This is a genomic window from Alphaproteobacteria bacterium (genome assembly GCA_017302575.1).
Lineage (GTDB): Bacteria > Pseudomonadota > Alphaproteobacteria > Rickettsiales > UBA3002 > JAFLDD01.
The window spans coordinates 912,984-934,303 of sequence record JAFLDD010000001.1 but is presented as its reverse complement, the minus strand read 5'-3'; the positions used below and the strand labels follow the sequence as shown (position 1 = coordinate 934,303).

The 21,320-nt window shown below is 51.9% G+C and carries 22 protein-coding genes and 1 other RNA gene; 17 read left to right on the top strand and 6 right to left on the bottom strand.

Going from position 1 to position 21,320, the window contains the following annotated elements:
• The first annotated feature begins 11 nt into the window (after nt 1–11).
• Genes J0M34_04865 through J0M34_04855 form a run of 3 tightly spaced genes read left to right on the top strand, consistent with a single transcriptional unit; the run spans nt 12 to nt 2,136 of the window.
• Nucleotides 12–1,106, top strand: a complete 1,095-nt coding sequence (locus J0M34_04865) for a bifunctional 2-C-methyl-D-erythritol 4-phosphate cytidylyltransferase/2-C-methyl-D-erythritol 2,4-cyclodiphosphate synthase (protein ID MBN8543578.1) — start codon at nt 12–14, stop codon at nt 1,104–1,106.
• The gene (locus J0M34_04860) at nt 1,103–1,657 is read left to right on the top strand and encodes a phosphatidylglycerophosphatase A (GenBank protein ID MBN8543577.1); all 555 of its coding nucleotides are present in this window, start codon (nt 1,103–1,105) and stop codon (nt 1,655–1,657) included. The genes J0M34_04865 and J0M34_04860 overlap by 4 nt, the downstream gene beginning before the upstream one ends.
• On the top strand, nt 1,654–2,136 hold the full coding sequence (locus tag J0M34_04855) for a CinA family protein (GenBank protein ID MBN8543576.1): 483 nt from the start codon (nt 1,654–1,656) through the stop codon (nt 2,134–2,136). The genes J0M34_04860 and J0M34_04855 overlap by 4 nt, the downstream gene beginning before the upstream one ends.
• Here J0M34_04855 and glmU read toward each other — a convergent pair.
• The gene (gene glmU / locus J0M34_04850; protein ID MBN8543575.1) at nt 2,133–3,494 is read right to left on the bottom strand and encodes a bifunctional UDP-N-acetylglucosamine diphosphorylase/glucosamine-1-phosphate N-acetyltransferase GlmU; all 1,362 of its coding nucleotides are present in this window, start codon (nt 3,492–3,494) and stop codon (nt 2,133–2,135) included. The genes J0M34_04855 and glmU overlap by 4 nt on opposite strands.
• 66 nt (nt 3,495–3,560) lie before the next feature.
• On the opposite strand from glmU, the gene J0M34_04845 reads away from it, so the two are divergent.
• Entirely contained in the window at nt 3,561–4,805 is a 1,245-nt protein-coding gene (locus J0M34_04845) for a DNA recombination protein RmuC (GenBank protein MBN8543574.1), read from the top strand.
• A 54-nt stretch (nt 4,806–4,859) separates the two neighbouring features.
• On the top strand, nt 4,860–5,375 hold the full coding sequence (locus J0M34_04840) for a hypothetical protein (protein MBN8543573.1): 516 nt from the start codon (nt 4,860–4,862) through the stop codon (nt 5,373–5,375).
• On the opposite strand, the gene recR is transcribed toward J0M34_04840, so the two are convergent.
• From recR to ffs, 4 genes are all read right to left on the bottom strand, one after another.
• Nucleotides 5,372–5,962 carry a recombination protein RecR gene (gene recR / locus J0M34_04835; protein ID MBN8543572.1) on the bottom strand — a complete coding sequence of 197 codons (591 nt, stop codon included), beginning with the start codon at nt 5,960–5,962 and terminating at the stop codon, nt 5,372–5,374. The genes J0M34_04840 and recR overlap by 4 nt on opposite strands.
• Before the next feature lies 1 nt (nt 5,963).
• Nucleotides 5,964–6,281 carry a YbaB/EbfC family nucleoid-associated protein gene (locus J0M34_04830; GenBank protein ID MBN8543571.1) on the bottom strand — a complete coding sequence of 106 codons (318 nt, stop codon included), beginning with the start codon at nt 6,279–6,281 and terminating at the stop codon, nt 5,964–5,966.
• Complete coding sequence (locus J0M34_04825) at nt 6,282–7,958, bottom strand: DNA polymerase III subunit gamma/tau (protein MBN8543570.1); 1,677 nt, start codon at nt 7,956–7,958, stop codon at nt 6,282–6,284.
• A 122-nt stretch (nt 7,959–8,080) separates the two neighbouring features.
• An RNA gene (gene ffs, locus J0M34_04820) (signal recognition particle sRNA small type) lies at nt 8,081–8,177 on the bottom strand.
• A gap of 235 nt (nt 8,178–8,412) precedes the next feature.
• Here ffs and J0M34_04815 point away from each other — a divergent pair.
• The 4 genes from J0M34_04815 (at nt 8,413) to J0M34_04800 (ending at nt 12,868) form a co-directional block, all read left to right on the top strand.
• On the top strand, nt 8,413–10,695 hold the full coding sequence (locus J0M34_04815) for a DNA translocase FtsK 4TM domain-containing protein (protein MBN8543569.1): 2,283 nt from the start codon (nt 8,413–8,415) through the stop codon (nt 10,693–10,695).
• Between the two features lie 61 nt (nt 10,696–10,756).
• Nucleotides 10,757–11,773: a hypothetical protein gene (locus J0M34_04810; GenBank protein ID MBN8543568.1), complete on the top strand. Its 1,017-nt coding sequence runs from the start codon at nt 10,757–10,759 to the stop codon at nt 11,771–11,773.
• Nucleotides 11,774–11,866: 93 nt separating this feature from the next.
• Complete coding sequence (locus J0M34_04805) at nt 11,867–12,472, top strand: outer membrane lipoprotein carrier protein LolA (protein ID MBN8543567.1); 606 nt, start codon at nt 11,867–11,869, stop codon at nt 12,470–12,472.
• A gap of 186 nt (nt 12,473–12,658) precedes the next feature.
• Nucleotides 12,659–12,868: a DUF1150 family protein gene (locus tag J0M34_04800; GenBank protein ID MBN8543566.1), complete on the top strand. Its 210-nt coding sequence runs from the start codon at nt 12,659–12,661 to the stop codon at nt 12,866–12,868.
• Nucleotides 12,869–12,976: 108 nt separating this feature from the next.
• Here J0M34_04800 and xth read toward each other — a convergent pair whose 3' ends face one another.
• Entirely contained in the window at nt 12,977–13,765 is a 789-nt protein-coding gene (gene xth, locus J0M34_04795) for an exodeoxyribonuclease III (protein ID MBN8543565.1), read from the bottom strand.
• 225 nt (nt 13,766–13,990) lie between these two features.
• Here xth and J0M34_04790 point away from each other — a divergent pair, with 225 nt between their 5' ends.
• The 8 genes from J0M34_04790 (at nt 13,991) to J0M34_04755 (ending at nt 21,316) form a co-directional block, all read left to right on the top strand.
• Nucleotides 13,991–15,220, top strand: coding sequence for a UbiH/UbiF/VisC/COQ6 family ubiquinone biosynthesis hydroxylase (locus J0M34_04790; protein ID MBN8543564.1), 1,230 nt, complete (start codon nt 13,991–13,993; stop codon nt 15,218–15,220).
• Complete coding sequence (gene argE / locus J0M34_04785) at nt 15,217–16,368, top strand: acetylornithine deacetylase (protein MBN8543563.1); 1,152 nt, start codon at nt 15,217–15,219, stop codon at nt 16,366–16,368. Before J0M34_04790 ends, argE begins: the two co-directional genes overlap by 4 nt.
• Nucleotides 16,369–16,412: 44 nt before the next feature.
• Nucleotides 16,413–16,805 (top strand): Co2+/Mg2+ efflux protein ApaG, encoded by a 393-nt coding sequence (gene apaG, locus J0M34_04780; protein ID MBN8543562.1) that lies wholly within the window; start codon nt 16,413–16,415, stop codon nt 16,803–16,805.
• Nucleotides 16,806–16,851: 46 nt separating this feature from the next.
• Entirely contained in the window at nt 16,852–17,238 is a 387-nt protein-coding gene (locus tag J0M34_04775; protein MBN8543561.1) for a hypothetical protein, read from the top strand.
• Nucleotides 17,239–17,439: 201 nt separating this feature from the next.
• Nucleotides 17,440–17,604: a hypothetical protein gene (locus J0M34_04770; protein MBN8543560.1), complete on the top strand. Its 165-nt coding sequence runs from the start codon at nt 17,440–17,442 to the stop codon at nt 17,602–17,604.
• Nucleotides 17,605–17,726: 122 nt separating this feature from the next.
• Nucleotides 17,727–18,824 carry an EAL domain-containing protein gene (locus J0M34_04765; GenBank protein MBN8543559.1) on the top strand — a complete coding sequence of 366 codons (1,098 nt, stop codon included), beginning with the start codon at nt 17,727–17,729 and terminating at the stop codon, nt 18,822–18,824.
• Nucleotides 18,825–18,908: 84 nt separating this feature from the next.
• A complete protein-coding gene (gene cpaB / locus J0M34_04760) occupies nt 18,909–19,763 on the top strand; it encodes a Flp pilus assembly protein CpaB (protein MBN8543558.1) in 855 nt (284 codons plus the stop codon).
• Nucleotides 19,763–21,316, top strand: a complete 1,554-nt coding sequence (locus tag J0M34_04755; GenBank protein MBN8543557.1) for a type II and III secretion system protein family protein — start codon at nt 19,763–19,765, stop codon at nt 21,314–21,316. Before cpaB ends, J0M34_04755 begins: the two co-directional genes overlap by 1 nt.
• The last annotated feature ends 4 nt before the right edge of the window (nt 21,317–21,320 follow it).

The following is a 21,320-nucleotide window of genomic DNA, read 5'->3' as shown; positions in this document are numbered from 1 at the left end:
CAAGAGGCAAGATGAGCCAACCGAAAATAGCCGCATTGATTGTCGCCGCAGGCAGTGGAACCCGCGCAGGCGGCGCTTTGCCTAAGCAATATCAGCAGCTTGCGGGTAAGCCTATGCTGGCGCATTCGGCGCAAACATTAGTGAACCACCCCGCCATTTCAAACGTGTTGGTAGTGATTTCGTCTGAGCATGAAGACTTATATACGCTCGATGTTCCTTACTCCCATGGCGGCAAAGAACGCCAAGACTCCGTGCGTTTGGGTTTGGAAGCCTTGGCGAAACATGCGCCCGATTACGTATTGATTCATGACGCAGCGCGGCCATTTCTTTCCACTACGGTCATCGATAACATCGTCGCAGCACTCGGCAACGATGCGGTGATTCCAGCGCTTAGCGTCGCCGATACGATTCGCACACGTGATGGCGCAACGATTGACCGCAACACGCTGCTGCGCATTCAAACACCGCAGGCATTTCCTTTTGCGAAGATTTTAGAGCTACACCAAAAAAATAAAATCGCCGCAACGGATGATGCGGAATTATGGCTACAAGCAGGCGGCAAAATCGTGTATGTCGAAGGCGAAGAGAGAAACCGCAAAATGACCACCGCCGAAGATATGCGCATGCCCATCACCAAAATCGGTATGGGCTATGACGTACATAAACTGATTGATGGCGATGCAATTATCTTGGGCGGCGTAAAGATTCCTCACACCAAAAAGCTCGAAGGCCATTCGGATGCAGACGTGGTGTTACACGCCATCGTGGACGCGATTTTAGGCGCATTAGGCGAGGGTGATATTGGCGTGCACTTCCCACCGTCGGACACAAAATGGAAAGGCGCGGACTCCGCGAAGTTTGTCGAGCATGTGCGCGATTTGCTGGCGCAAAAGCACGCCACACTCAACCATCTGGATGTAACGATTATCTGCGAAGCGCCAAAAATCACGCCACATCGCGAAGCGATGCGCACACGCATCGCACAGTTGTTGGGAACTGATATTTCCGCTATAAGCGTCAAGGCAACCACCACCGAAGGTCTGGGTTTCACAGGCCGAGGTGAGGGGATTGCCGCACAAGCCGTCGCCACTGTGAGTATCGCATGAGCATCTATCACCACATCGCAACCCTTGGCCCTTCGGGAAAATCCAAGTTTGCACCAGGCACGGTTGGCTCACTTGTTGCAGTGATTCTTGCCTTCAACATCATGCACCTACCTGTTGGTTGGCTAGTGCTGTGGGCGCTTACGGCTCTTTCTATTTGGTTAGGCACGGTAAGTGCCAATCGCTACATGGCCGATAAGGGAAGTACGCACGACCCAAAAGAAATCGTGGTGGATGAACTTGCTGGAATGTGGCTGACGCTAGTTGTCTGGCACCTCTGGATTGTGGTGATGACGATGTCCTTGGAAGGCGCAGAAGAAACCATCGAGCTGCGTGGCTGGGATATAAAATTTCTCGCGCTAGGTTTTGTGCTATTCCGTTTCTTCGACATTGTAAAACCATGGCCAATTTCATGGGCAGACCGCAAGGTAAATGGCGGTTGGGGCGTGATGCTCGACGACCTCATCGCAGGGGTGTTTGCGGGAACGTTGCTTTACGCACTCTACCTGTTCTGGCCACTCATTACGGGCGATATGCCTGAGTCTGGCGTATGAGCATTTTCTCCGACGATCTCACCAAACTCGCGATTGACGTGCTGGCGGAATGTCGCGCACGTGGCTGGAAACTCACCACCGACGAATCCTGCACAGGTGGATTGATATCAGCGCTCCTCACTGAGATTGCAGGCTCATCTGACGTGTTCACCCATGGCTTCGTTACCTATGCGAATGCAGCCAAAACAGAATTGGGCGTGAAAGAAGCGCTCATCGCTAATCACGGTGCCGTAAGTGAAGAGGTCGCCAAAGCGATGGCCGAAGCTGCATTGAAAGCCGCACATGCAGATATCGCCATTGCTGTCACAGGTATTGCAGGGCCCAGTGGCGGCACGGCCGAAAAACCTGTTGGCCTCGTGCATGTTGCCTGTGCCGTGAAAAACAAAACCACCCACGAGAAGTTTTTATTTAGCGGTGATCGCAGCGCCATTCGTCTGGCAGCAGTGGAAGCGGCGTTGAAGATGGCATTGAAAGCCTAATTCTTCTTTTGCTTTTCTCTAAATACTTTCGCCCAGTCTTGCTTCTGTTCTTGGCGGGTGCGTGCCACGCCGAGTGCATCGGCATCAATGTCTTCGGTAATTACCGAACCTGCCGCGACAATTGCGCCGTCGCCTACATTCACAGGCGCAACGAGTGCGGTGTTCGAACCAATAAATGCATCGCGCCCAATCACCGTGCGGTATTTCTGGTAGCCGTCATAGTTACAGGTAATCGTGCCCGCGCCAATGTTCGCTTCCTCGCCCACGGTCGCATCACCAATGTAACTAAGGTGCGAAATTTTCGCGCCCGCATCGATTTCCGATTTTTTGATTTCTACGAAATTACCGATCTTCGCGCCTTCACCCAAATTCGTGCCAGGGCGCAATCGTGCGAAAGGCCCCACACTTGCTTTATCGCCAATCACCGTGCCTTCAATGTGTGAGCTTGCCTTGATATGCACGCCGTCACCAATCACTACGTCGGTGCCAAAAAACACATTCGGCTCGATGATAACATCGGTGCCGATGCGCGTATCGGCGCTGAAATAAATCGTCTCTGGCGCGAGCAATGTCACACCGTTTTCCATGTGCGAAATACGCAGCTTCTCTTGAATCGCGGTCTCCGCTTGCGCTAATTCCACACGTGAATTCACGCCCAACACTTCTTGCGCCGAACCCTCGACCACGCGTGCGGTGAAGCCAGCACTTCGCGCAATCGCCACCACGTCGGTCAAATAATATTCGCCTTTTTTATTCTCGTTACCAATTTTCGAGAGCAGCCCCCACGCGACATTCCCGCGCAGCGCAATCACCCCCGAATTGCACAGCGTAATGTGTTTTTCTTTTTCGTTTGCATCGCGCGCTTCGACAATGCGCTCCAGCGTGCCATCGCTTGCGAGCACCAAGCGGCCATACTCCGCAGGGTCGTGCGGCGTGAAGCCAAGCACGGCCACGGCACATGTCGCATCCGCCGTCAGTGTTTCGAGCAACCGCGTAATCGTCTCTTGGGTAATGAGTGGCGTATCGCCGTAAAGTACCAGCAGGTTGCCCTCAAATCCCGTGAGCGAATCTTTGGCCGAAAGCACGGCGTGCCCCGTGCCGAGCTGCTGTTCCTGCACGGCGAAATTCACCGTTTCATCCACCGATTGCGCGTAGGAGCGCACCGTGTGCATGCCAGGTGCAACCACCAGCGTGAGGGGTGACAAGCCCGCATCCAGCGCCGTGTGCATGACATGGCCAACCATCGCGCGGCCCGCGATTTTATGCATCACCTTCGGCAACTCACTCTTCATGCGCGTGCCTTTACCGGCTGCCAAAATAATTGCTGCTGTGGGGATCGCTGTTTTCTTTTTAGCCATATTTTCTCCGTGCGCTTTGTGCGTACTATGGTAGCATAGCGTCGATTTTACAAAAGGGAAACACCTATGCTTCCGTGGATATTTGTAGCGCTATCATCCGTTGCTGCTGTGGCCTGTCTTATCTGGGCACGCAAGAACGAGCGACAGTTATATTCTGAAATAAACGCACGCAAACTCGCCGAGCAGCAGGTTGAGCAAGTGCAGTTACAAATGCAACAGATGCGCGATGACCGCGAAGCCTTCATGCAGCACAGCAAAGCTGCAGCGTTTGAAACTGGCAACCAACTTTCCAATAAACTGCTCGAAGACCATAAGCGCGAGCGCGAGCAAACCCATAAGCAGTTCGAGCAATTCACCAAGACCGCAACCGACACGCTCACTCAAAAACAGCAAGAGGTAGCGCAGGTGTTAGGTAAGGTACAAGGGCAGGTGGACGCTTCGCGTAACCAGCTTGCTGTGCTGGTGCGTGCCATGCAAAACCCGATGGGCGCAGGCATCGAGGGCGAAATTACTATGAACAACCTGCTCCAGCAGCATGGCTTCACCGAGGGCACGGACTACGAATTGCAAGTGCACCTCGCGGGTGAGGAGGGCAGTTTGAGGCCGGATTGCGTGATTTACCTACCGCATCAACATGCGGTGATTATTGATTCTAAAGCGTCGCAGCACATCATTGCGCTGTTCGAAAAAGAAGGCACGCCCGAGTTCGACGGAGCATTCAAGGAATTGCAGGCGACGATGCGCACCCACGCGAAGGCACTGGCGGGCAAGTCGTACCAAGATGCACTCAAGAAACTCAAAAGCCGTAATGGCCAGCCCATCACGCGCACCACACTAGTGATGTTCGTACCGAATGACGAAGTCGTCACGCGCTTGATGCAGAAAGACCCGAATCTCATGCAGTTCATGCGCGAGCATGATATTGTGCTGGCAGGCAAGGTAACACTTTCGGGCTTATTGCTTTCGCTGCGCGCCATTGTGCGTGAGGCCAGACAACAGGAAGAATCACACGTGATTCTGGAAATGACCCAAGCCCTTATGAGCGATGTGATCATGGCCATGAAGCACGCTGATAAGGTGATGAGCGGTATTCGTGGCAGCGCCAAGGCATTTGATGAATTCTCGGCCAGTATGAATCGTGGCTTGAGCCGTATGCGCAAGATGGTGGCGAAGGGGCTGCACCCCGCTAAGAACGCCGCAGTACCAGCAAATCTGCCACGCTATGACATCAGCAAAGCGGATGATGTCGTGCAAGGCGAGGCCGAAGAAGTACCGAATGTGCTGAGCATCACCAAAGACGACGCGGCGTAGAATTCATCAAATTGTCACTCTTTTTTGCCAGTTTATGGTTAAAATACAGAACATATGGGATGGGGATTCAAAGAGAAGGTAGAAAGCGGTGATCTGACGGGCAGGCTAAAAGATTTTAGCGGCGCGGCAGAGCTTATGCTTGAGAGTAATGGTAATCGCGCCCGTGCTGAAATACGAATAGGGCAGCAATGTGCGGGTGTCAGTGACACTGTCCCTCAGAAGATGATCTCGCGGGTTGCATTGCAATTCCGCAATCATGATGCGTTGTCTGAACCTGAGGCCACGTTAGAGATTCTCGCAACACGCAAAAACCCAGAGAAGAATGCAAAGGACGAGTTTAGAGGGATAAGCGGCAATACGGAATGGGAGTTCACCGTCACTCACAAAGGTAAAACGACAAGATCAAAAAATCCAGAACTTTACCCGTTGCCAGAAGGTAAATGGTCGCTTGAGGCAGACAGCATTACTTACATATCTCGTAACATGAAGGGCCCGCAAAGGACAGAAGGTCTATTGCAGAAACTATGGGCTGATTCACTGCCTGAGGGCGGTACTGCCCGTACCCGTTAATACGCAACGCGGGCGCTGAGAGCGGCACTTAACGTGCCGTCATCCATATAATCCAACTCACCACCGACAGGAATGCCATGCGCAAGTTTGGTGATTTTTGCGCTGCTATTTTCCAAACGTTCCGCCACATAATGCGCGGTGGTTTGCCCTGCAACGGTGGCGCTTAATGCCAGAATAATTTCCGTCACGTTCTGTTCTTTCACACGGCGCAGTAGTGGCTCAATACGAAGCGCCTCGGGCCCGCGACCATCAATCGCGCTGAGCGTTCCACCCAGCACATGATAGACGCCCTTGAAGGCGCGGCTGCGCTCCATTGCCCATACATCGGCAACGTCTTCAACCACGCACATAACTGCATGGTCACGCAATTCATTCGCGCAGATATGGCACGGGTTCATGTCGTCCAGCACACCGCAGGTTTCGCAGGTTTTGACTTCCGCCTGTGCCACGTTCAGCGCTTGTACAAGCGGTGGAATGCGCGATTCTTTCTGCTGCAAAATATGCAGTGCCAATCGCTGCGCCGAACGCTTGCCAACCCCAGGCAACCGCGACAGTTCAGACACTAATTTTTCAATCGCATTGGACATATTAGAAGGGGAGCTTCATTCCTGCAGGAAGGTTCAGCCCGCCTGTGACATTGCCCATGGTGTCGGCAACGGCGGCATCCATTTTTTCTTTCGCATCACGATGTGCAACGATGATGAGGTCTTCGAGCATTTCTTTATCATCGAGCACGCTGGCATCAATCGTCGTGCGCAGCAAATGGCCTTTGCCTGATAGCGTGAGTTTCACCGTGCCACTGGCAGCACTGCCTTCAAATTCCATTGCCTCAAGCGCGGCTTGCGCTTGGCCCAGCTTGGCTTGCATCTCTTGTGCTTGTTTCAACATTTTCTGGATATTCATAATCTACTCACTCTTTTTGTTCGGAATAAAATCAACAATCTTCGCGGCAGGGAATGCTTCCATCACTGCGCGAACTTTAGGGTGTGACTCAGCATATTGGCGCAACTTGGCAGCTTCCATTTTGCGTTGCTCGGCAATCGTTGGTTGGCCTTCTTCGCTGCTAAATACCAGCGTCCAACGCTCACCCGTCCATTGCTGTAGCAGGCGATTAATGCGCGCTGGAACATCCGCCGCTATGTGTGCAACAGGGCGCATCTCGATTTTGCCTTTTTGAAAACTCACCAAACGCAGATCGCTGATAAGGTGGCTCAGCAACATGGGCTCGCGCTTAAGCTTAAACAGCTCAAGTACCTCTTCGAAGGTTTCCGCTTTTGCCATGGTTTGTGGCTGTGCTTGTGGTGCAGCAACAGCATGTGTGGCAAGTGCAGTTGCACCGTACGAAGTAGGAGCAGAATAAGAAGAAGTCGTGCGTGGTGGTTGCGGCGCCTCGTGCTGAATGACGGCAGCCGATGCCGTAGCAGCAGGGTTCTGCAATTGTTTGATCAGAGCGGCAGGTGTTGGTAGCTGCGACGCGTAACCAAGACGTACCAGAATCATCTCAAAGCAGGGAAGGGCTTGCGATGTTTGGCGCATTTCTTCTGCACCCTTAAGCAAAATTTGCCATGCACGCGTAAGCGCAGGAATCGAAAGTTCCTTCGCCAAACGCTTCGCATTTTCTTGCTCGCGCGGTGAGTAATGCACATCGCTCGCCAGTTGCGGCGCGGTTGCCACGCGGGTGATATAATGCACGATTTCCATCATATCGCTGAGTAAAATTTGCGGGTCAGCACCTTGATTATGCAGCGTGTTCGCTTGCGTCAGCGCCTCTTCGACTTTGCCTGTGGTGATCTGTTCTAGCAGTGTGAAGACTTGTGATTTGTCGGCCAGACCGAGCATGTCGCGCAACGTGTCGGACTTAATATCGGTATTGCCGTTATTGTCCGTATGCATGGCAATAGCGCGATCAAGAATCGAAAGTGAGTCGCGCACCGAGCCTTCGGCAGCCGTGGCAATGAGTTGCGCGCACATATCGTCGAGCGCGATATCTTCGCGTTTAGCGACACTGATAAGATGATTCGCCAGCATATCACCATCGACACGCTTCAAGTCGAAGCGTTGGCAACGTGAAATAATGGTAACGGGAATTTTACGAATCTCAGTCGTCGCGAAAATGAACTTCACATGCGGAGGTGGTTCCTCAAGCGTCTTCAGCAGTGCGTTGAACGCACTTTTGGAGAGCATGTGCACCTCGTCGATGATGTAGACTTTATAACGAGCGTTCGTGGGCGCGTATTGCACCGACTCAATCACATCACGCATATTTTCAACGCCCGTATTCGACGCCGCATCCATCTCGATGACATCAACATGCCGGTCTTCGGCAATCGCAATGCAGTTGCTGCACACGCCGCACGGGTCGGTCGTGGCTTCGCCATTGCCATCCGCGCCGATGCAATTCAGGCCGCGCGCAATAATACGTGCCGTGGTGGTTTTACCAATCCCGCGAATGCCAGTAAGCATGAATGCATGCGCGATACGACCCGACGCAAAGGCATTGGTGAGTGTGCGCACCAACACTTCCTGACCAATCAGGTCGTGGAAGGTTTGTGGGCGATATTTGCGAGCTAAAACGCGATACATTCTATATTCCTGTTATTCGAGCGCAGCAGCGCGAGACAGCCATGAGCAGCGGAGCGTGTTTCATGGCGAGGTCAGTAGACCGAGCCGGAAACATTGGAAGACGAAGCCACTTCGCCTTGCGGTGAAGTGGCTGACGGACGACCCGATGCGAATCCCGTTACGGCTGCTGCCTTTCGGCCCTGACCGGATTCGCGGGGGCATCGCCCGCCGCCAGCCGCTTCTAACCTAGGCAAAATAGGGGTTAATGCAAGGCCGAAACGCCCCCAGATGCGCCTTTGCCGCAACAGGTAACGAATAGACGGGTTAAAAGCCAAAAAACCAAGGGTTTCTGCTTGCTGTAGGGTTGTTTGGGGTGTCTAGTCTAGCTGTGGATAAGTAAAGAGCCCTCAGCCCGCTAAGCGGCGTTCCATTGCGCGCGAGGCAAGCTGGGAACAAACTGTAAAAGGACTTTGCAATGCTTCGTCGCGCCGTCAATATGATTCCTGTTCCTGAATTCATCGCCCGCCGCAGTTCTGAGCTCTATGCGCTCATTGCGGTGACGTTTAGCATCATACTGGCTGCCTCGTTATTAACCTATCACGCAGGCGATCCATCATGGAACCATTCGGGCAATGATACGATTCACAATGCCGTAGGTTTAACGGGCGCGATTCTCGCGGATATGTGCCGCCAGCTTTTTGGTGTGATGGCAGCGATACTGGTTGTTGCGCCGCTGGGTTGGGCATGGCGCTGGGTGATGAAAGATACTGAGTCCAGCATGGGCTGGCGCATTCTGGCGCTTGTGTTGGCGCTGGTAACAGGTTCAGCAGCGCTTGCGTTGTTGGCCGCTTATACAGGTGCTGCGTGGCTTGCACAGGCTAGCGGTGCCATCGGCATTGTGATCAGCATGGCGCTGATTCAATTACTGCCTGCATTAGCAGCAATCGCATTGATGGTGGTGTTATGCCTCGTAACGCTACCTCTGGCGCTTGGCTTGCGTCTGCATGAGTATATCGCATTATCCATTATCCTTCGTACGGTAACTGCCGCGATTGCAGGCGGTGCCATAACCCTTTGGCAAATGGTAGCGCGTCGCCGCCATGAGGAAGAAGACGAAGAAGCGGAAGAAGAAACCGTCGATGAAGCGGACGACGATGAAATCGACGAAGAAGATGACGAGCCGGTGCTCACTAAGAAACGCGTCCAATCCAAAAAATCGAAAAAAGTCGACAACCAAGCATCGCTTGGCTTACGACCACGCAAGGGTGCATTCACCCTGCCTTCGTTGGATCTATTACAAAAGAAATCCAGTAAGGCAGTGAAGCAACAAAGCGAGTCTGCGCTGGAACAAAACGCACGACTACTTGAGTCGGTATTGCTTGATTTCGGTATTAAAGGTGAAATCACCAACGTGCGTCCAGGCCCTGTGGTGACGCTCTATGAACTCGAGCCTGCACCAGGCATCAAATCATCCCGCGTGATTGGTTTGGCGGACGATATTGCCCGCTCGATGAGCGCGATTTCTGCACGTATCGCGGTGATCCCAGGCCGTAACGCGATTGGTATCGAATTACCAAACAGCAACCGCGAAATGGTGGTGTTGCGTGAGTTGTTCGAGGACGATAGCTACGAAGACACGGAAGCAAAATTGCCACTCGTGCTGGGTCGCGACATCGGTGGCGAGCCGATTATTGCCGACCTCGCAAAAATGCCGCATTTGCTCGTCGCGGGTACGACAGGTTCGGGTAAATCGGTGGCGATTAACACCATGATCATGTCGCTCGTTTATCATCTGACGCCGGATCAATGTAAGTTCATCATGATCGACCCGAAGATGCTCGAGCTTTCGATTTACGACAATATTCCGCATCTACTTTCACCCGTTGTGACCGAGCCGGGTAAAGCGGTCGTCGCGCTCAAGTGGGCGGTGAAGGAAATGGAAAATCGTTATCGCCTGATGAGCAATCTCGGCGTGCGCAATATCGAGAACTATAATAAGCGCCTCGACGAAGCGCGTCAGAACGACGAGGAATTATTCCGCACCGTGCAGACGGGTTTTGATGCTGAAACCGGCAAACCCATCATGGAAAAGCAGGCGCTTGATACCACGCCGCTGCCATTCATCGTCGTCATCGTCGATGAGATGGCCGATTTGATGATCGTCGCAGGTAAAGAAATCGAAGGTTCCATCCAGCGCCTCGCGCAGATGGCGCGTGCAGCGGGTATTCACATTATTATGGCAACGCAGCGCCCGTCGGTGGATGTGATTACCGGTGTTATCAAAGCCAACTTCCCGACGCGTATTTCGTTCCAAGTCACCAGCAAAATCGACTCGCGCACCATTCTGGGTGAGCAGGGGGCAGAGCAACTGCTCGGCCAAGGTGACATGCTACATATGGCTGGTGGTGGTCGCATCACCCGCGTGCATGGCCCCTTCATTTCCGACAAGGAAGTCGAAGCCGTCACCAACTATCTGCGCACGCAAGGCGAGCCGCAATATGAAGAGGCGGTGACCCGCGACGACGAAGAAGAATCCAACATGGCCGATATGATGGAAGGTGAGGGTGGCGCCGAAGAAGACCTCTACCGTCAGGCCAAACAAATCGTGATTCAGGACGGCAAGGCATCCACCAGCTATCTGCAGCGCCGCCTGAAGCTCGGCTATAACCGCGCCGCGCGGATGATTGACCGCATGGAGGAGGAGGGCATCGTCGGCCCCGCCAATCACGTGGGTAAACGTGAAGTCTTGATGCGTTAAGCAGAAATTAATATTTAGGTCATAAACTTAAATCGTGGGTCAGTATCCTGATAGAATTGAAATGATTCGTGACGGCTATGTTGCTGTGTCTGCGAATGCTATTTTGCGTGATAGAGCGGTGAATACAACTACCGTTCCAGAGTTAAGTCGACCGATTAATATTGAAGATGATTCTGAATTTGCTCAGGCGTTTCGAAGAGTTGAGTCGCGTATTAGAGATAGATTGGCAACTTCATCAACCGCACAGAGCCTATTAGCCATGCCTGGTTGGGGGAGATCTCAACGCGAAGCGTGGGAAGCTAACTTAGGACAAATCGTTTCTGAAGAAATGGGCGAAGAGCCACTTTTCTCTGAATATCGAGCAAGTGGTTTGCGACTCAGCAACTTTAATACTCTATCAGATCAACGTAAGTTTGATTGTTCAGAAATGTCGGTAGTTGAAGCATTGCTGATGCAACGTGTTGAGAACGATGACGATGTGCTTGGATCTATTAATAGTGATCGTCCAAACGACTTAAGGCGTGCTGGAGATTATTACGTGGTTGAAGGCTTTTACGCTGATGCCTCAGTAAGCGAGTGGCATCAGTGGCATATATCTTCAATAACGGGCAACGTATTTGAATCAACAATTAATAGTGGGTCAATGCCAGTATATTACCAATCAATGGAAGGCTCAAATTGGAGTTTTGATAGATTTATCGCAGGCTTTCCCTTTGTTGGCGTGCCCGCTTCTGTTGATGAAGACGCAATGACAACTACACCTCTTATGTACCCTGAGGAAATAGCAATATATAATCAAGGTTATTTTAACAACGTGGATTTTCAGTCCGCGCGCGACCAGCGCTTAGAAGCCATACAATCCAGAGACTATCAAAATTTAGCTACTGCATCCCTTAGTTTTACAACAGTGGATGAACGCAGGCAGTTATTTGAAGAAACAGCAGAAGGCATCTTACAGCAGCAGAGGGATATATTAAACGGCGCTGGACAAGTTGCGCCTATTCAGCCTGCTACAGAAGCACCAGCGGAATCTCCCGCGCCACTTATCCGACAGAATGATGGTAGGGGCGGTAGATAATCGCCTTGAACTCCAAGCATTCAGCTAAAATTGAAGCACTCTTTATTCACTTTGTCATTGCGAGTCGCCATGCTTCGTGGCAATCCATATCTCATGAAAAAAGCTCTAGCGATGATTCTCTGCCTTTTTGCCACCCCAGCCTTCGCGGGGGAGTGGAACGCCAAGCAAGTGAAGGCCGTTGAAACGTATCTTTCGAGTATTAGCTCCATCGTGGCGGACTTTAATCAAGTCTCACCTAATGGTGAATTGGCGACAGGAAAATTCTATCTCAAGCGCCCTGGCAAAATGCGCTGGCAATATAATCCACCTACGCCGATCCTTCTGGTATCGAATGGCAAGACGGTAACTTACTTCGACGCGTCGTTGGACCAAGTGAATTACATCCCCTTGGATGAGACCTTGGCGGGCTTCCTTGCGCAAAAAGATATTCGCTTGCAAAGCCCCGCAACGGTGCTGGTCGACTTCAAGAAATCTGGCGGGATTATCCGCGCTTCCATCGTACAGCGCGAGCAGCCAGAACAAGGCACGCTCACGCTCGAGTTAACCGAAAAGCCCATGCAGCTTAAGCAGATGAAAATCATCGACGCGTCAGGTGGCGAAACGAGCATTCAGTTGCAAAACGCTGCCTTTGGGCCCGTCATTCAAGACAAGATGTTTGTCTTCATCGACCCGCGCGGCGTCGCGCCTAGAAAGCGCTAGGACATACCAAATCCCGTTATTCGAGCGCAGCAGCGCGAGCCGTAAAGCGGCGGGGGTAAGACCCCCTTCAAATATGACAACTCTATGACAATCCACAGATGCAACGATTTCACGCAACTGTCACACATGGCGCGGCCGATTTTTGTTAGATTGCAAGTAAGACAAAAACCGACTGGGAGACAGAATATGCAAGTTGAAACCGTAACCTTGGAAGAGCTGATGATGTCAATGGTAGGCGTTGAGACCATGGCCTACATTAAGCCAGTAACCGATGGTAACGAAGCAGGCTTTGCAGTATTCGCCGCAGACGGTACGCAGCTTGCCATCTTCCCAACCGAGGAAGGCGCCTATTACACGGCGCGTCAAAACAACCTCGACCCTGTGAGCCTCCACTAGTATGTATCTATTGCCCGTTGCAGCAGTACTTGGTTTCGTGTGGCTTGGTGTACTCTTCTATTGCACACGCCCCGCACTCAAAAACATCTCGATTCGAAATCTGCTCGATTAGAGCTTCAATTCCAAAAGTATCGGCACGTGGTCCGACGTGCTTTCCCAATCTCTGGTCTCCTTGGTAATCACATGCCCCTTAAGCGCCGACTTCAGCGCAGGCGTTACCCAGATATGGTCTAGTCTGCGGCCACGATTCGCCACTTTCCAATCACGGTTGCGATAGCTCCACCAACTGAAGAGCTTCTCTTCCATCGGGGTGAATTCGCGCGCCGCGTCAATCCAACCAATCGTGTCGCGTAGCGCCAGCATCTTCTCGCGCTCAATCGGCGTATGGCTCACCACGTCGCGCAATTGTTTGGATGACCACACATCATGCTCATAGGGCGCGATGTTCATATCACCCAAAATCACTACAGGCTTTTTAGGGTTCACGGTTTTTGACCATTTCGTCATCCCTGCCACGAACTTCAATTTATCGTCGAACTTCTCGTTTTCTTTCGGGTCGGGAATGTCACCGCCCGCAGGCACGTAGAAATTATGAATCTCGATACCGTTAGGTAATGTCGCGGCGATATGGCGTTTCGCACCACTGCCCGAAACATCGTTCGTGCTGTGCAATGTCAGCGGAACCTTTGAGAAGATGGCAACACCATTATAACTCTTCTGCCCTGAAAACAGGTGATGCTTAAAGCCAAGCTCTCCCACCAAATCATGCGGGAAGTCTTTATCCTCGACCTTGGTTTCTTGCAGGCACAGCACATCGGGCTTGGCCATCTCGACATAGCGTTTGAGAATATGCCCGCGAATGCGGACGGAGTTGACGTTCCACGATGCAATTTTCATCCGACGCTTATGACACAAAAAAAGGGAGGCCGTAAAGCCTCCCCCTTAGTGGTTGCAGGAACAAATAAAGTGGGTCAAGTGTTACAAGACCCGTGCCAGTCTATATAATGAGTGAAATCAATAGGATAAACATTGGCCTGCGTCGCGGCCATGCCAATAGAAACAGCAAGCTGCATAAAAAAGAGTCATGTTTGCAAGTAATCTGGCGCGTGCTACACCAGCGTCATGGAATCTCATGACATCATCATCGCAGGGGGCGGTCTGGTTGGCAATGCGCTGGCGCTCGCACTCGCGCAGGGCGGCCTGAATGTGGTGGTAATTGACCCAATCCCCGCCAAGGATCAGATCGAAACCAGTTTTGATGGGCGCACCAGCGCCATCGCGCTCGGCTCGGTGCGAATCTTAGAGCATATCGGTGCGTGGAATTATATCGCGCCGAATATTTCGCCCATCCACGATATTCGCGTGTGCGATGGTTTCGCCCAAGGTTTCGTGCATTACCACGACAAAGACGTGGGCGATGAACCATTTGGCTACATCATCGAAAATCACATGATTCGCCGTGGGCTTTATAAGAAAGTTACCGAGCAGTCGGGCATCACCATGTTGAGCGGCCTGAAAGTCACGGATTATGAAACCTTCGATACACATGTGGTCGCTAAACTCGATAATGGTCGCGAACTCAAAGCCCCATTGCTCGTCGCGGCGGATGGTAGATTTTCAGGCCTGCGCGATAAAGCGGGCATTGATTATCGCATCATCTCCTATGACCAAACGGCGATTGTGTGTGTGATGGAGCATGAGAATCCCCATCAAGGCCTCGCGCTGGAACGCTTCATGCCTGCAGGGCCGTTTGCGGTGTTGCCATTGATCGACGATGCGCATGGAACGCATCGTAGTGGCATCGTCTGGACAGAGCATGAAGATGACGCTGCACATTATATGAAACTAAGTGACGACGAATTTAATGCCGAGCTTGCGCGTCGCAGCGGCGAGTATTGGGGCAAGGTAAAAGCCGTGGGCAAGCGCTTCGCCTATCCGCTCAAACTCCAAACCGCGACGGAATTCATCGCGTCACGTTTTGTATTAGTGGGTGATGCAGCGCATGGCATTCACCCCATTGCGGGTCAGGGTGTGAACCTTGGTTACCGCGATGTCGCAGTGCTATCTGAGTTGCTGATTGAACAGCACCAACACAAACGCGACTTGGGCGATGCCGAGCTGTTGAAGCATTATCAACGCTGGCGGAAATTTGATTCTGTAAGCATGACCGCAAGCACCGACTTGCTGAATCGCCTATTCTCGAACCGCTCGCCATCGTTGGCATTCTTGCGTCGCACTGGCCTTAAGATGGTCGAGCGTATGCCGCCTCTCAAACATTTCTTCATGCGTCATGCGATGGGGCTCATTGGTGATTTGCCAAAGATGATGGAACCGCCTAAAAAGGTGGCATGAGTTATCCGTCACTAGAGAACGTCATTGAAATTCTCGCCAAGCTGGTGAGCTTCGATACGACCAGCCACCAAAGCAATCTCGCGCTTATCGAATGGGTGGAAGATTTCTTGGGTCGGCGCGCCGTGCCCTATGAACGTGTCAACGAAGGCAATGGCAAAGCATCACTCTTAGCGCGTGTGGGACCCAAGGGGCAGGGCGGAATTGTGCTTTCAGGCCACACGGATGTTGTACCAACGGTTGGTCAGCCATGGTCGAGCGACCCTTACCAACTCGCTTTTCGAGGCGGGCGTTTTTATGGTCGCGGTACGAGTGACATGAAGTCATTCCTTGCGCTTGCGCTGGCGCATGTGGACTATTGGAAGGCGCAATCACCAAGAAAACCAATCTGGTTTGCCTTCTCGCATGATGAAGAGATCGGCTGCCTAGGCGCAGCGCCAATGGCGCAGAAATTAATCGACGAGCATGTAGAGCCATCCTTAATCGTGGTTGGTGAACCGACCGAGATGAAGCTCGTCATCGCGCATAAGGGTATACTTTCTTACGAAACAATTATCACAGGGCGCGAGGCGCATTCGAGCATGCCACAACAAGGCGTAAACGCCGTGATGTTGATGGGTGAGTTAATTCATACGCTCAACGATATTTCCATCCGTGCACGCAAAAAGGCCGACAAAAAATCAGGGTTCACTCCCAACTACTCCACCGTGCATGTTGGCGTGGTCGAGGGGGGCACGGCACGCAATATCATCCCGCGTCATTGCCGCATCGCGTGGGAAGTGCGCCCACTGCCAGGTACGGATGTAGCGGAAATTCTTAAGCCATATTACGAGCAATGCATTGCGCTAGAAGATGCGATGAAGCAAATCGACCCCACCACCTCGATCGTCACGCGCCAACTCACCAATGTCCATGGTCTTGGTGCGGTAGATGAAGCAAGTGAACATGTCGCACTCGCCAAGCGCTTGGCCAATAGCAACCACGCCGAATATGTCTCCTACGGGACAGAGGGCGGCATCTTCCAACATCACGGCTTGAACACCATTATTTGCGGCCCAGGCTCCATCGACCAAGCGCACCAGCCCGATGAATTTATCGAAAGCGCCCAATTGCAGTTGGGTATGGAATTTATGCGCAGAATTGGTGCTTAGCCACCCTTGACTTTCACGCTACATCGTACTTATATCCCCATCCTATGTTCAGCAAAGTTACACGCGACATTAAAGTCACCGCAGTGCCGACGTTCTTGAACGAGCACTCCGAGCCATCAGACGGTCATTATGTCTGGGCCTACACGATTCAACTTGAAAATCATGGTTCCGAAACGGTGCAACTGCTCAATCGTTATTGGCAGATTACGGACGAGCAGGGCCTCACCCAAGAAGTGCGTGGGCCAGGGGTCATTGGTGAAACGCCAGTGATTGAACCAGGCAAGGCATTTCAATATACCTCGGGCACGTCGCTGAATACGCCATCAGGCATTATGCTCGGCGCCTACGAAATGGTGAACACCAAGGGAGAGCATTTTGACGTTGATATCCCAGCGTTTTCGCTCGATTGCCCCTTTAAGAAAGCCCTCGTAAACTAGTGTTTTTGTAATACTATCGTAACCTTTATCGTGGTATAATGGGTCCATGGCAGATGATATTATCAGTCGAATAGCCCAAATGCAGTCGATGGAGCAGGCCGCCCGTGGTGGTATGGGGCCTGGCTCGCTATTCGGCATGATTCCTGACGCGGATGTTTCAGGCGGTTTCCAGATGATGATTTTGGGTATCGGCAAGAACCCGCTCAACACACCACTCGTATCGCTTCTTAATAGTGGCCGTATTGGTGCTAAGCCTGGTAAACAAGCATTGCTGGCGCGTATCGCGGCACAAATGTCGTCGGATTTCAGCAAGGCCAACCAACAAGCCGCAGAGTTTGCCCGCATGCTTGCTCACGATGTGCAGTCCGCACCGATTAGCCATGGCTTGCCGCGTGATTTAGGCACTGGCGGCGGTGGTCACCGCGAAATCTAATCAATAAGTTATGCACACCCACTAGATGTAGTACGCTATATATAGTGGGTTGCGCCTTTACAACAGCCGATCCGTTGTAATTTATAGCATTTTTTAGCTATGCGTTTGCTGCATAGCTTGGCTTCCGAAAGAGCACTCCTCATTGCAGCGCAACAGGCGCATAAGGGCGTCAAGAAACAAACGCCCCACATGGAGCTACACATGAAAAACCTGATTGCACTTACTGCCGTGATGCTTTGCCTCACAGCTTGCGGCAACCAGCAGAACACTGCGATGCTCGACCAGAATAAAGCAAACTGGGACGAACTGGCAGTAGCGCCTGAAGCAGCCACGGTGAAGAACGGCTTCCTGATCATGATGCGCTAGGCATTGTTGCCTTTGTGTCCTCTGACACACTTCCGAAAAATTGAATTAAATCCAATACGTTATTTTTATCTCGCGCTTGCAATTGCGCCTCTAAAAGCGCAACCTAACCAACGTAACTTTACGTGAGTGATAGCGCAGTGACGACACCCAGCCCCGCTTTTTATTCGCCTTGGATTCCTTCCCCGCACTATTGGCTTATTTATCAATGCGCAGATAATGCCCTGTCCGAACGCCTCAAAGCGGATTTTGCAGCAAAGGGAATGAAGCCTCTGTATGACTCGTCGCTCATGTTCGGCATGGCGATTAAGCACCCATGGGTAAGCGCGTTTAATGATGTTGGTGAAGTGATCAAGAAACACGGCGCCGCATCTGTCATCAAGGTCGCACTCATTCCGGCGCAGCCCCAACCACTCAAAGAAGAAGCGACGATGCTTATGCGCTCCTACATCGAGATGGAGCAGGCGAGCAAACATATTTGGCTTATGCACGCGCTGCTGGATCATCGGCTGATCTGCTTCATGCAGCGTGTGATTGATAAGCGCGGTAAAGTGGCAGGCTTCGAAGCCTTCGCCCGCATTGAAGAAGAAGGCGGGTCAATGCGTGATGGTGGAGCCATTATGCTAGCCAGTCGTATGCTGAACCTTGAGTTCCAGCTTGATCGCATGCTGCACAAAGAGGCGGTGCGTACGTTTGTGGGCTCAGATAGTGATGGGTATCTCTTCATCAATTTCGTCACGGGTTCCATTAGCCGTCCCGAGCATTATCTCGAAGGATTGTCGCAGGCGGTTGAGTCGTTTGGTCTGATGCCGCGCCACATTGTGCTCGATATTTCGATTCAGCCACCACTGGCTGGGTTAAAACAACTCAAGACGCTCGTCGATTATTGTCGCACGCGCGGCTTCTCGCTCGCAGTGGACGATGTGATGACCGCAGAAGAGCTCAAGCATGTGATCGCTGAGATCAAACCAGATTTCGTGAAGCTTGATGGTCGCTTAAGCCGTAACATCACGGAAGCGCGTGTGGCGAGCAATGTCTCTGCCATGGTGGAGCTGGCGCATACATCTGGTGCTACCGTGGTCGCGGAGGGGGTGGAGACAGAGGCGCAGCATCAGCGCTTAAGTGATATGGGCGTGGGCATGTTCCAGGGCTATTTGTTAGGCGTGCCAGAGAGAGTGAAATTTGATTCAAATGCTAATAAAATGTTAAAAATCAATAGCTAGTAAAGTGGTGAAAGCTGTGGTAGGGTGCCACAGTTAAAAAACAAATAAGCCGAGTAAATCGGCAGAGTGCACAGGGGAGAAGCGATGCAAGGACGTAGTCTGCTATTGCTGGGTGTTGCCGCCATATTGGCGCTGGTGACGGCGTTAGGCCTTAAAAGTCGTATGGGCAGTGACGATGCCAATACGGGGCCACGCATTGTCGTTGCAACGATTGATATTCCTGCTGGCGCTTTCGTGCGTGCCAATGATTTTCTAACCTTCAAAGAATGGCCTGAAGATAACATCACCGAATCTATGTTGGTGGATGGTCAGGTGACCTTAAAAGAATTCGACGGCTCCGTTGCGCGTCGCGCTATCCAAAAAGGTGAGGCGGTCGTAAAAAATGTGCTCGTGAAAGCAACCGAAGGCGGATTTATGTCTGCGGTGCTTGAGCAAGGTAAGCGCGCAGTTTCTATAGCGGTGGATTCAACGTCGGGCAATGCGGGCTTTATTTTTCCTGGTGATAAAGTCGATTTGATTTTGACGCTTTCCACTGGAAGTCGTCAGTCGCCCGTGCGTGCGAGTGAAACCTTCGTAGAGGACGTGCGTGTCCTCGCGGTCGATCAGATGCTCGATAATCCCGAGAATAAAGCCATGCTCGCTAAGACGGTGACGTTGGAGGTCACCCCCAAGCAAGCCGAGAAAATCAACGTTGCGAAGGATTTGGGTAAAATCAGCCTAAGCTTGCGTAGCCTTGCCAAAGACGATGACTCAGAAAAAACGGAAGATGCAGGCGAGATTGATCTGCACACCTTATTAGAGAATGCTGAAAAAAGTCAGGAGGAGAGTGTTACGCGTGATAGTGACGTCAGCTCCATCGTGACGCCACGTATGGCTGTTGGTGCCAAAGTGCAAATTATTCGCGGCGGTAAAGAACGCGAAGAAGTGGAGTTCCGCTAATGACCCATCCACGTACATCGCTCACGCGTCGTGCAACATCCTATGTCGCATCATGCGCACTCGTATTTGCTAGCGCGAATCCTGTGATGGCTGCGCCACCGAAGCCGACCAAAGAAGCTGGAGAATTTTATGATACGCTGGCGCGTTCCTCGCTCGATAGTGGGTTCGCGGTAGAAGTAAATAAGGGTATTCCGATCCGCTTAAAAGAACCTGCAGTTTCCGTTGTGGTGGCGGATTCAGACATCGCCGATGTTCAAGTAGTCTCACCTAAAATGATTTATGTGAACGGTCGCAATATTGGTGAAACCAGTATTATGGCAGTCGATGCGAATGACCGCATTATTCTGCAAGGTACCGTGACTGTAACGCATAACCTGAGCAAATTGCGCAAAGCCGTCGCGCAAATGATGCCAGGTGCCGAGATTGATGCAGCATCCACCGATAACGCAATCATCCTAAAAGGCGATGTGAACTCGCCCGTGCTTGCCGAGAAGGTCAGTCGCTTGGCGACATCGTTCCTGCGTGGCAATGGCCAAAGCGTCATTAATATGATGGATACAAGTCAGAGCGATCAGGTGTTGCTCAAAGTTAAAATTGTTGAGGTGGCGCGCACCGAGCTGAAACGCTTTGGCATTAACTGGGAGAGCCTCTTTAACGGCCCAGGTAATTTCATTTTCGGCTTGGGGCAGGGGCGTGATTTTGTCAGCGATACGGGAACATTGCTGCGCAACACCACCAGTGGCGATAACAGCCTTTTCATTCGTAACATTGATGGTGGCAATAACTTCACGGCGGTGATTGATGCGCTCGAGCGTGATGGATTGGTCAGCATCCTCGCAGAGCCTAATTTAACAGCGCGCTCGGGCCAAGCTGCTAACTTCCTTGCGGGTGGTGAGATTCCAATTCCTGTGCCAGGCGATGATGGTACCGTGACGATTGAATATCGCCAATTTGGTGTCAGCCTTCAATTTACACCGACGGTCATGAGCAAGGATAAAATCAACCTTGCTGTCTTGCCTGAGGTAAGCGCCCTTTCAACCGAGAACGCGATAACGGGCGGAACGTTTGGTACCATACCTGCACTGACAACGCGTCGCGCCAATACCTCGGTCGATTTAGGTAGTGGCCAGACCTTCGCGATTGCAGGATTATTGCGTAGTGACAACGCAAATAACATCAATGAATTCCCAATTCTGGGTGATATTCCCGTCTTGGGTGCATTGTTCCGTTCAAGCGAATTCCGCAATAACCAAACCGAGTTGGTCATCCTCGTCACGCCTTACATCGTGAAGCCAATTGATGATCCCTCAACGCTTGCTACACCGCTTGATGGCTACACGCCACCAACGGATTATGAGCGCATTGTGCTTGGCAAACTGCAAGGAGAGTCGCCAAAAACACCGCATTCCGAGAAGGCGATTCGTGATGCAGAAGCAGCGCCTGTAGATGAAACCAAGCAAGCCGATTTACCGCCCGCAGCACCTGCTGCACCCACGACGCCTGATGCAGCATTTGCAGGTAGCCGTGGTCAAGCTGGATTCTTGATGAGGTAATGCC

What these genes read in the sequence shown, in the direction of transcription:
- J0M34_04865 (MBN8543578.1), top strand. Translation starts at nt 12, where the DNA reads ATGAGCCAACCGAAAATAGCCGCATTGATTGTCGCCGCAGGCAGTGGA.
- J0M34_04860 (MBN8543577.1), top strand. Translation starts at nt 1,103, where the DNA reads ATGAGCATCTATCACCACATCGCAACCCTTGGCCCTTCGGGAAAATCC.
- J0M34_04855 (MBN8543576.1), top strand. Translation starts at nt 1,654, where the DNA reads ATGAGCATTTTCTCCGACGATCTCACCAAACTCGCGATTGACGTGCTG.
- glmU (MBN8543575.1), bottom strand. Translation starts at nt 3,494, where the DNA reads ATGGCTAAAAAGAAAACAGCGATCCCCACAGCAGCAATTATTTTGGCA.
- J0M34_04845 (MBN8543574.1), top strand. Translation starts at nt 3,561, where the DNA reads ATGCTTCCGTGGATATTTGTAGCGCTATCATCCGTTGCTGCTGTGGCC.
- J0M34_04840 (MBN8543573.1), top strand. Translation starts at nt 4,860, where the DNA reads ATGGGATGGGGATTCAAAGAGAAGGTAGAAAGCGGTGATCTGACGGGC.
- recR (MBN8543572.1), bottom strand. Translation starts at nt 5,962, where the DNA reads ATGTCCAATGCGATTGAAAAATTAGTGTCTGAACTGTCGCGGTTGCCT.
- J0M34_04825 (MBN8543570.1), bottom strand. Translation starts at nt 7,958, where the DNA reads ATGTATCGCGTTTTAGCTCGCAAATATCGCCCACAAACCTTCCACGAC.
- J0M34_04815 (MBN8543569.1), top strand. Translation starts at nt 8,413, where the DNA reads ATGCTTCGTCGCGCCGTCAATATGATTCCTGTTCCTGAATTCATCGCC.
- J0M34_04810 (MBN8543568.1), top strand. Translation starts at nt 10,757, where the DNA reads ATGATTCGTGACGGCTATGTTGCTGTGTCTGCGAATGCTATTTTGCGT.
- J0M34_04805 (MBN8543567.1), top strand. Translation starts at nt 11,867, where the DNA reads ATGAAAAAAGCTCTAGCGATGATTCTCTGCCTTTTTGCCACCCCAGCC.
- J0M34_04800 (MBN8543566.1), top strand. Translation starts at nt 12,659, where the DNA reads ATGCAAGTTGAAACCGTAACCTTGGAAGAGCTGATGATGTCAATGGTA.
- xth (MBN8543565.1), bottom strand. Translation starts at nt 13,765, where the DNA reads ATGAAAATTGCATCGTGGAACGTCAACTCCGTCCGCATTCGCGGGCAT.
- J0M34_04790 (MBN8543564.1), top strand. Translation starts at nt 13,991, where the DNA reads ATGGAATCTCATGACATCATCATCGCAGGGGGCGGTCTGGTTGGCAAT.
- argE (MBN8543563.1), top strand. Translation starts at nt 15,217, where the DNA reads ATGAGTTATCCGTCACTAGAGAACGTCATTGAAATTCTCGCCAAGCTG.
- apaG (MBN8543562.1), top strand. Translation starts at nt 16,413, where the DNA reads ATGTTCAGCAAAGTTACACGCGACATTAAAGTCACCGCAGTGCCGACG.
- J0M34_04775 (MBN8543561.1), top strand. Translation starts at nt 16,852, where the DNA reads ATGGCAGATGATATTATCAGTCGAATAGCCCAAATGCAGTCGATGGAG.
- J0M34_04770 (MBN8543560.1), top strand. Translation starts at nt 17,440, where the DNA reads ATGAAAAACCTGATTGCACTTACTGCCGTGATGCTTTGCCTCACAGCT.
- cpaB (MBN8543558.1), top strand. Translation starts at nt 18,909, where the DNA reads ATGCAAGGACGTAGTCTGCTATTGCTGGGTGTTGCCGCCATATTGGCG.
- J0M34_04755 (MBN8543557.1), top strand. Translation starts at nt 19,763, where the DNA reads ATGACCCATCCACGTACATCGCTCACGCGTCGTGCAACATCCTATGTC.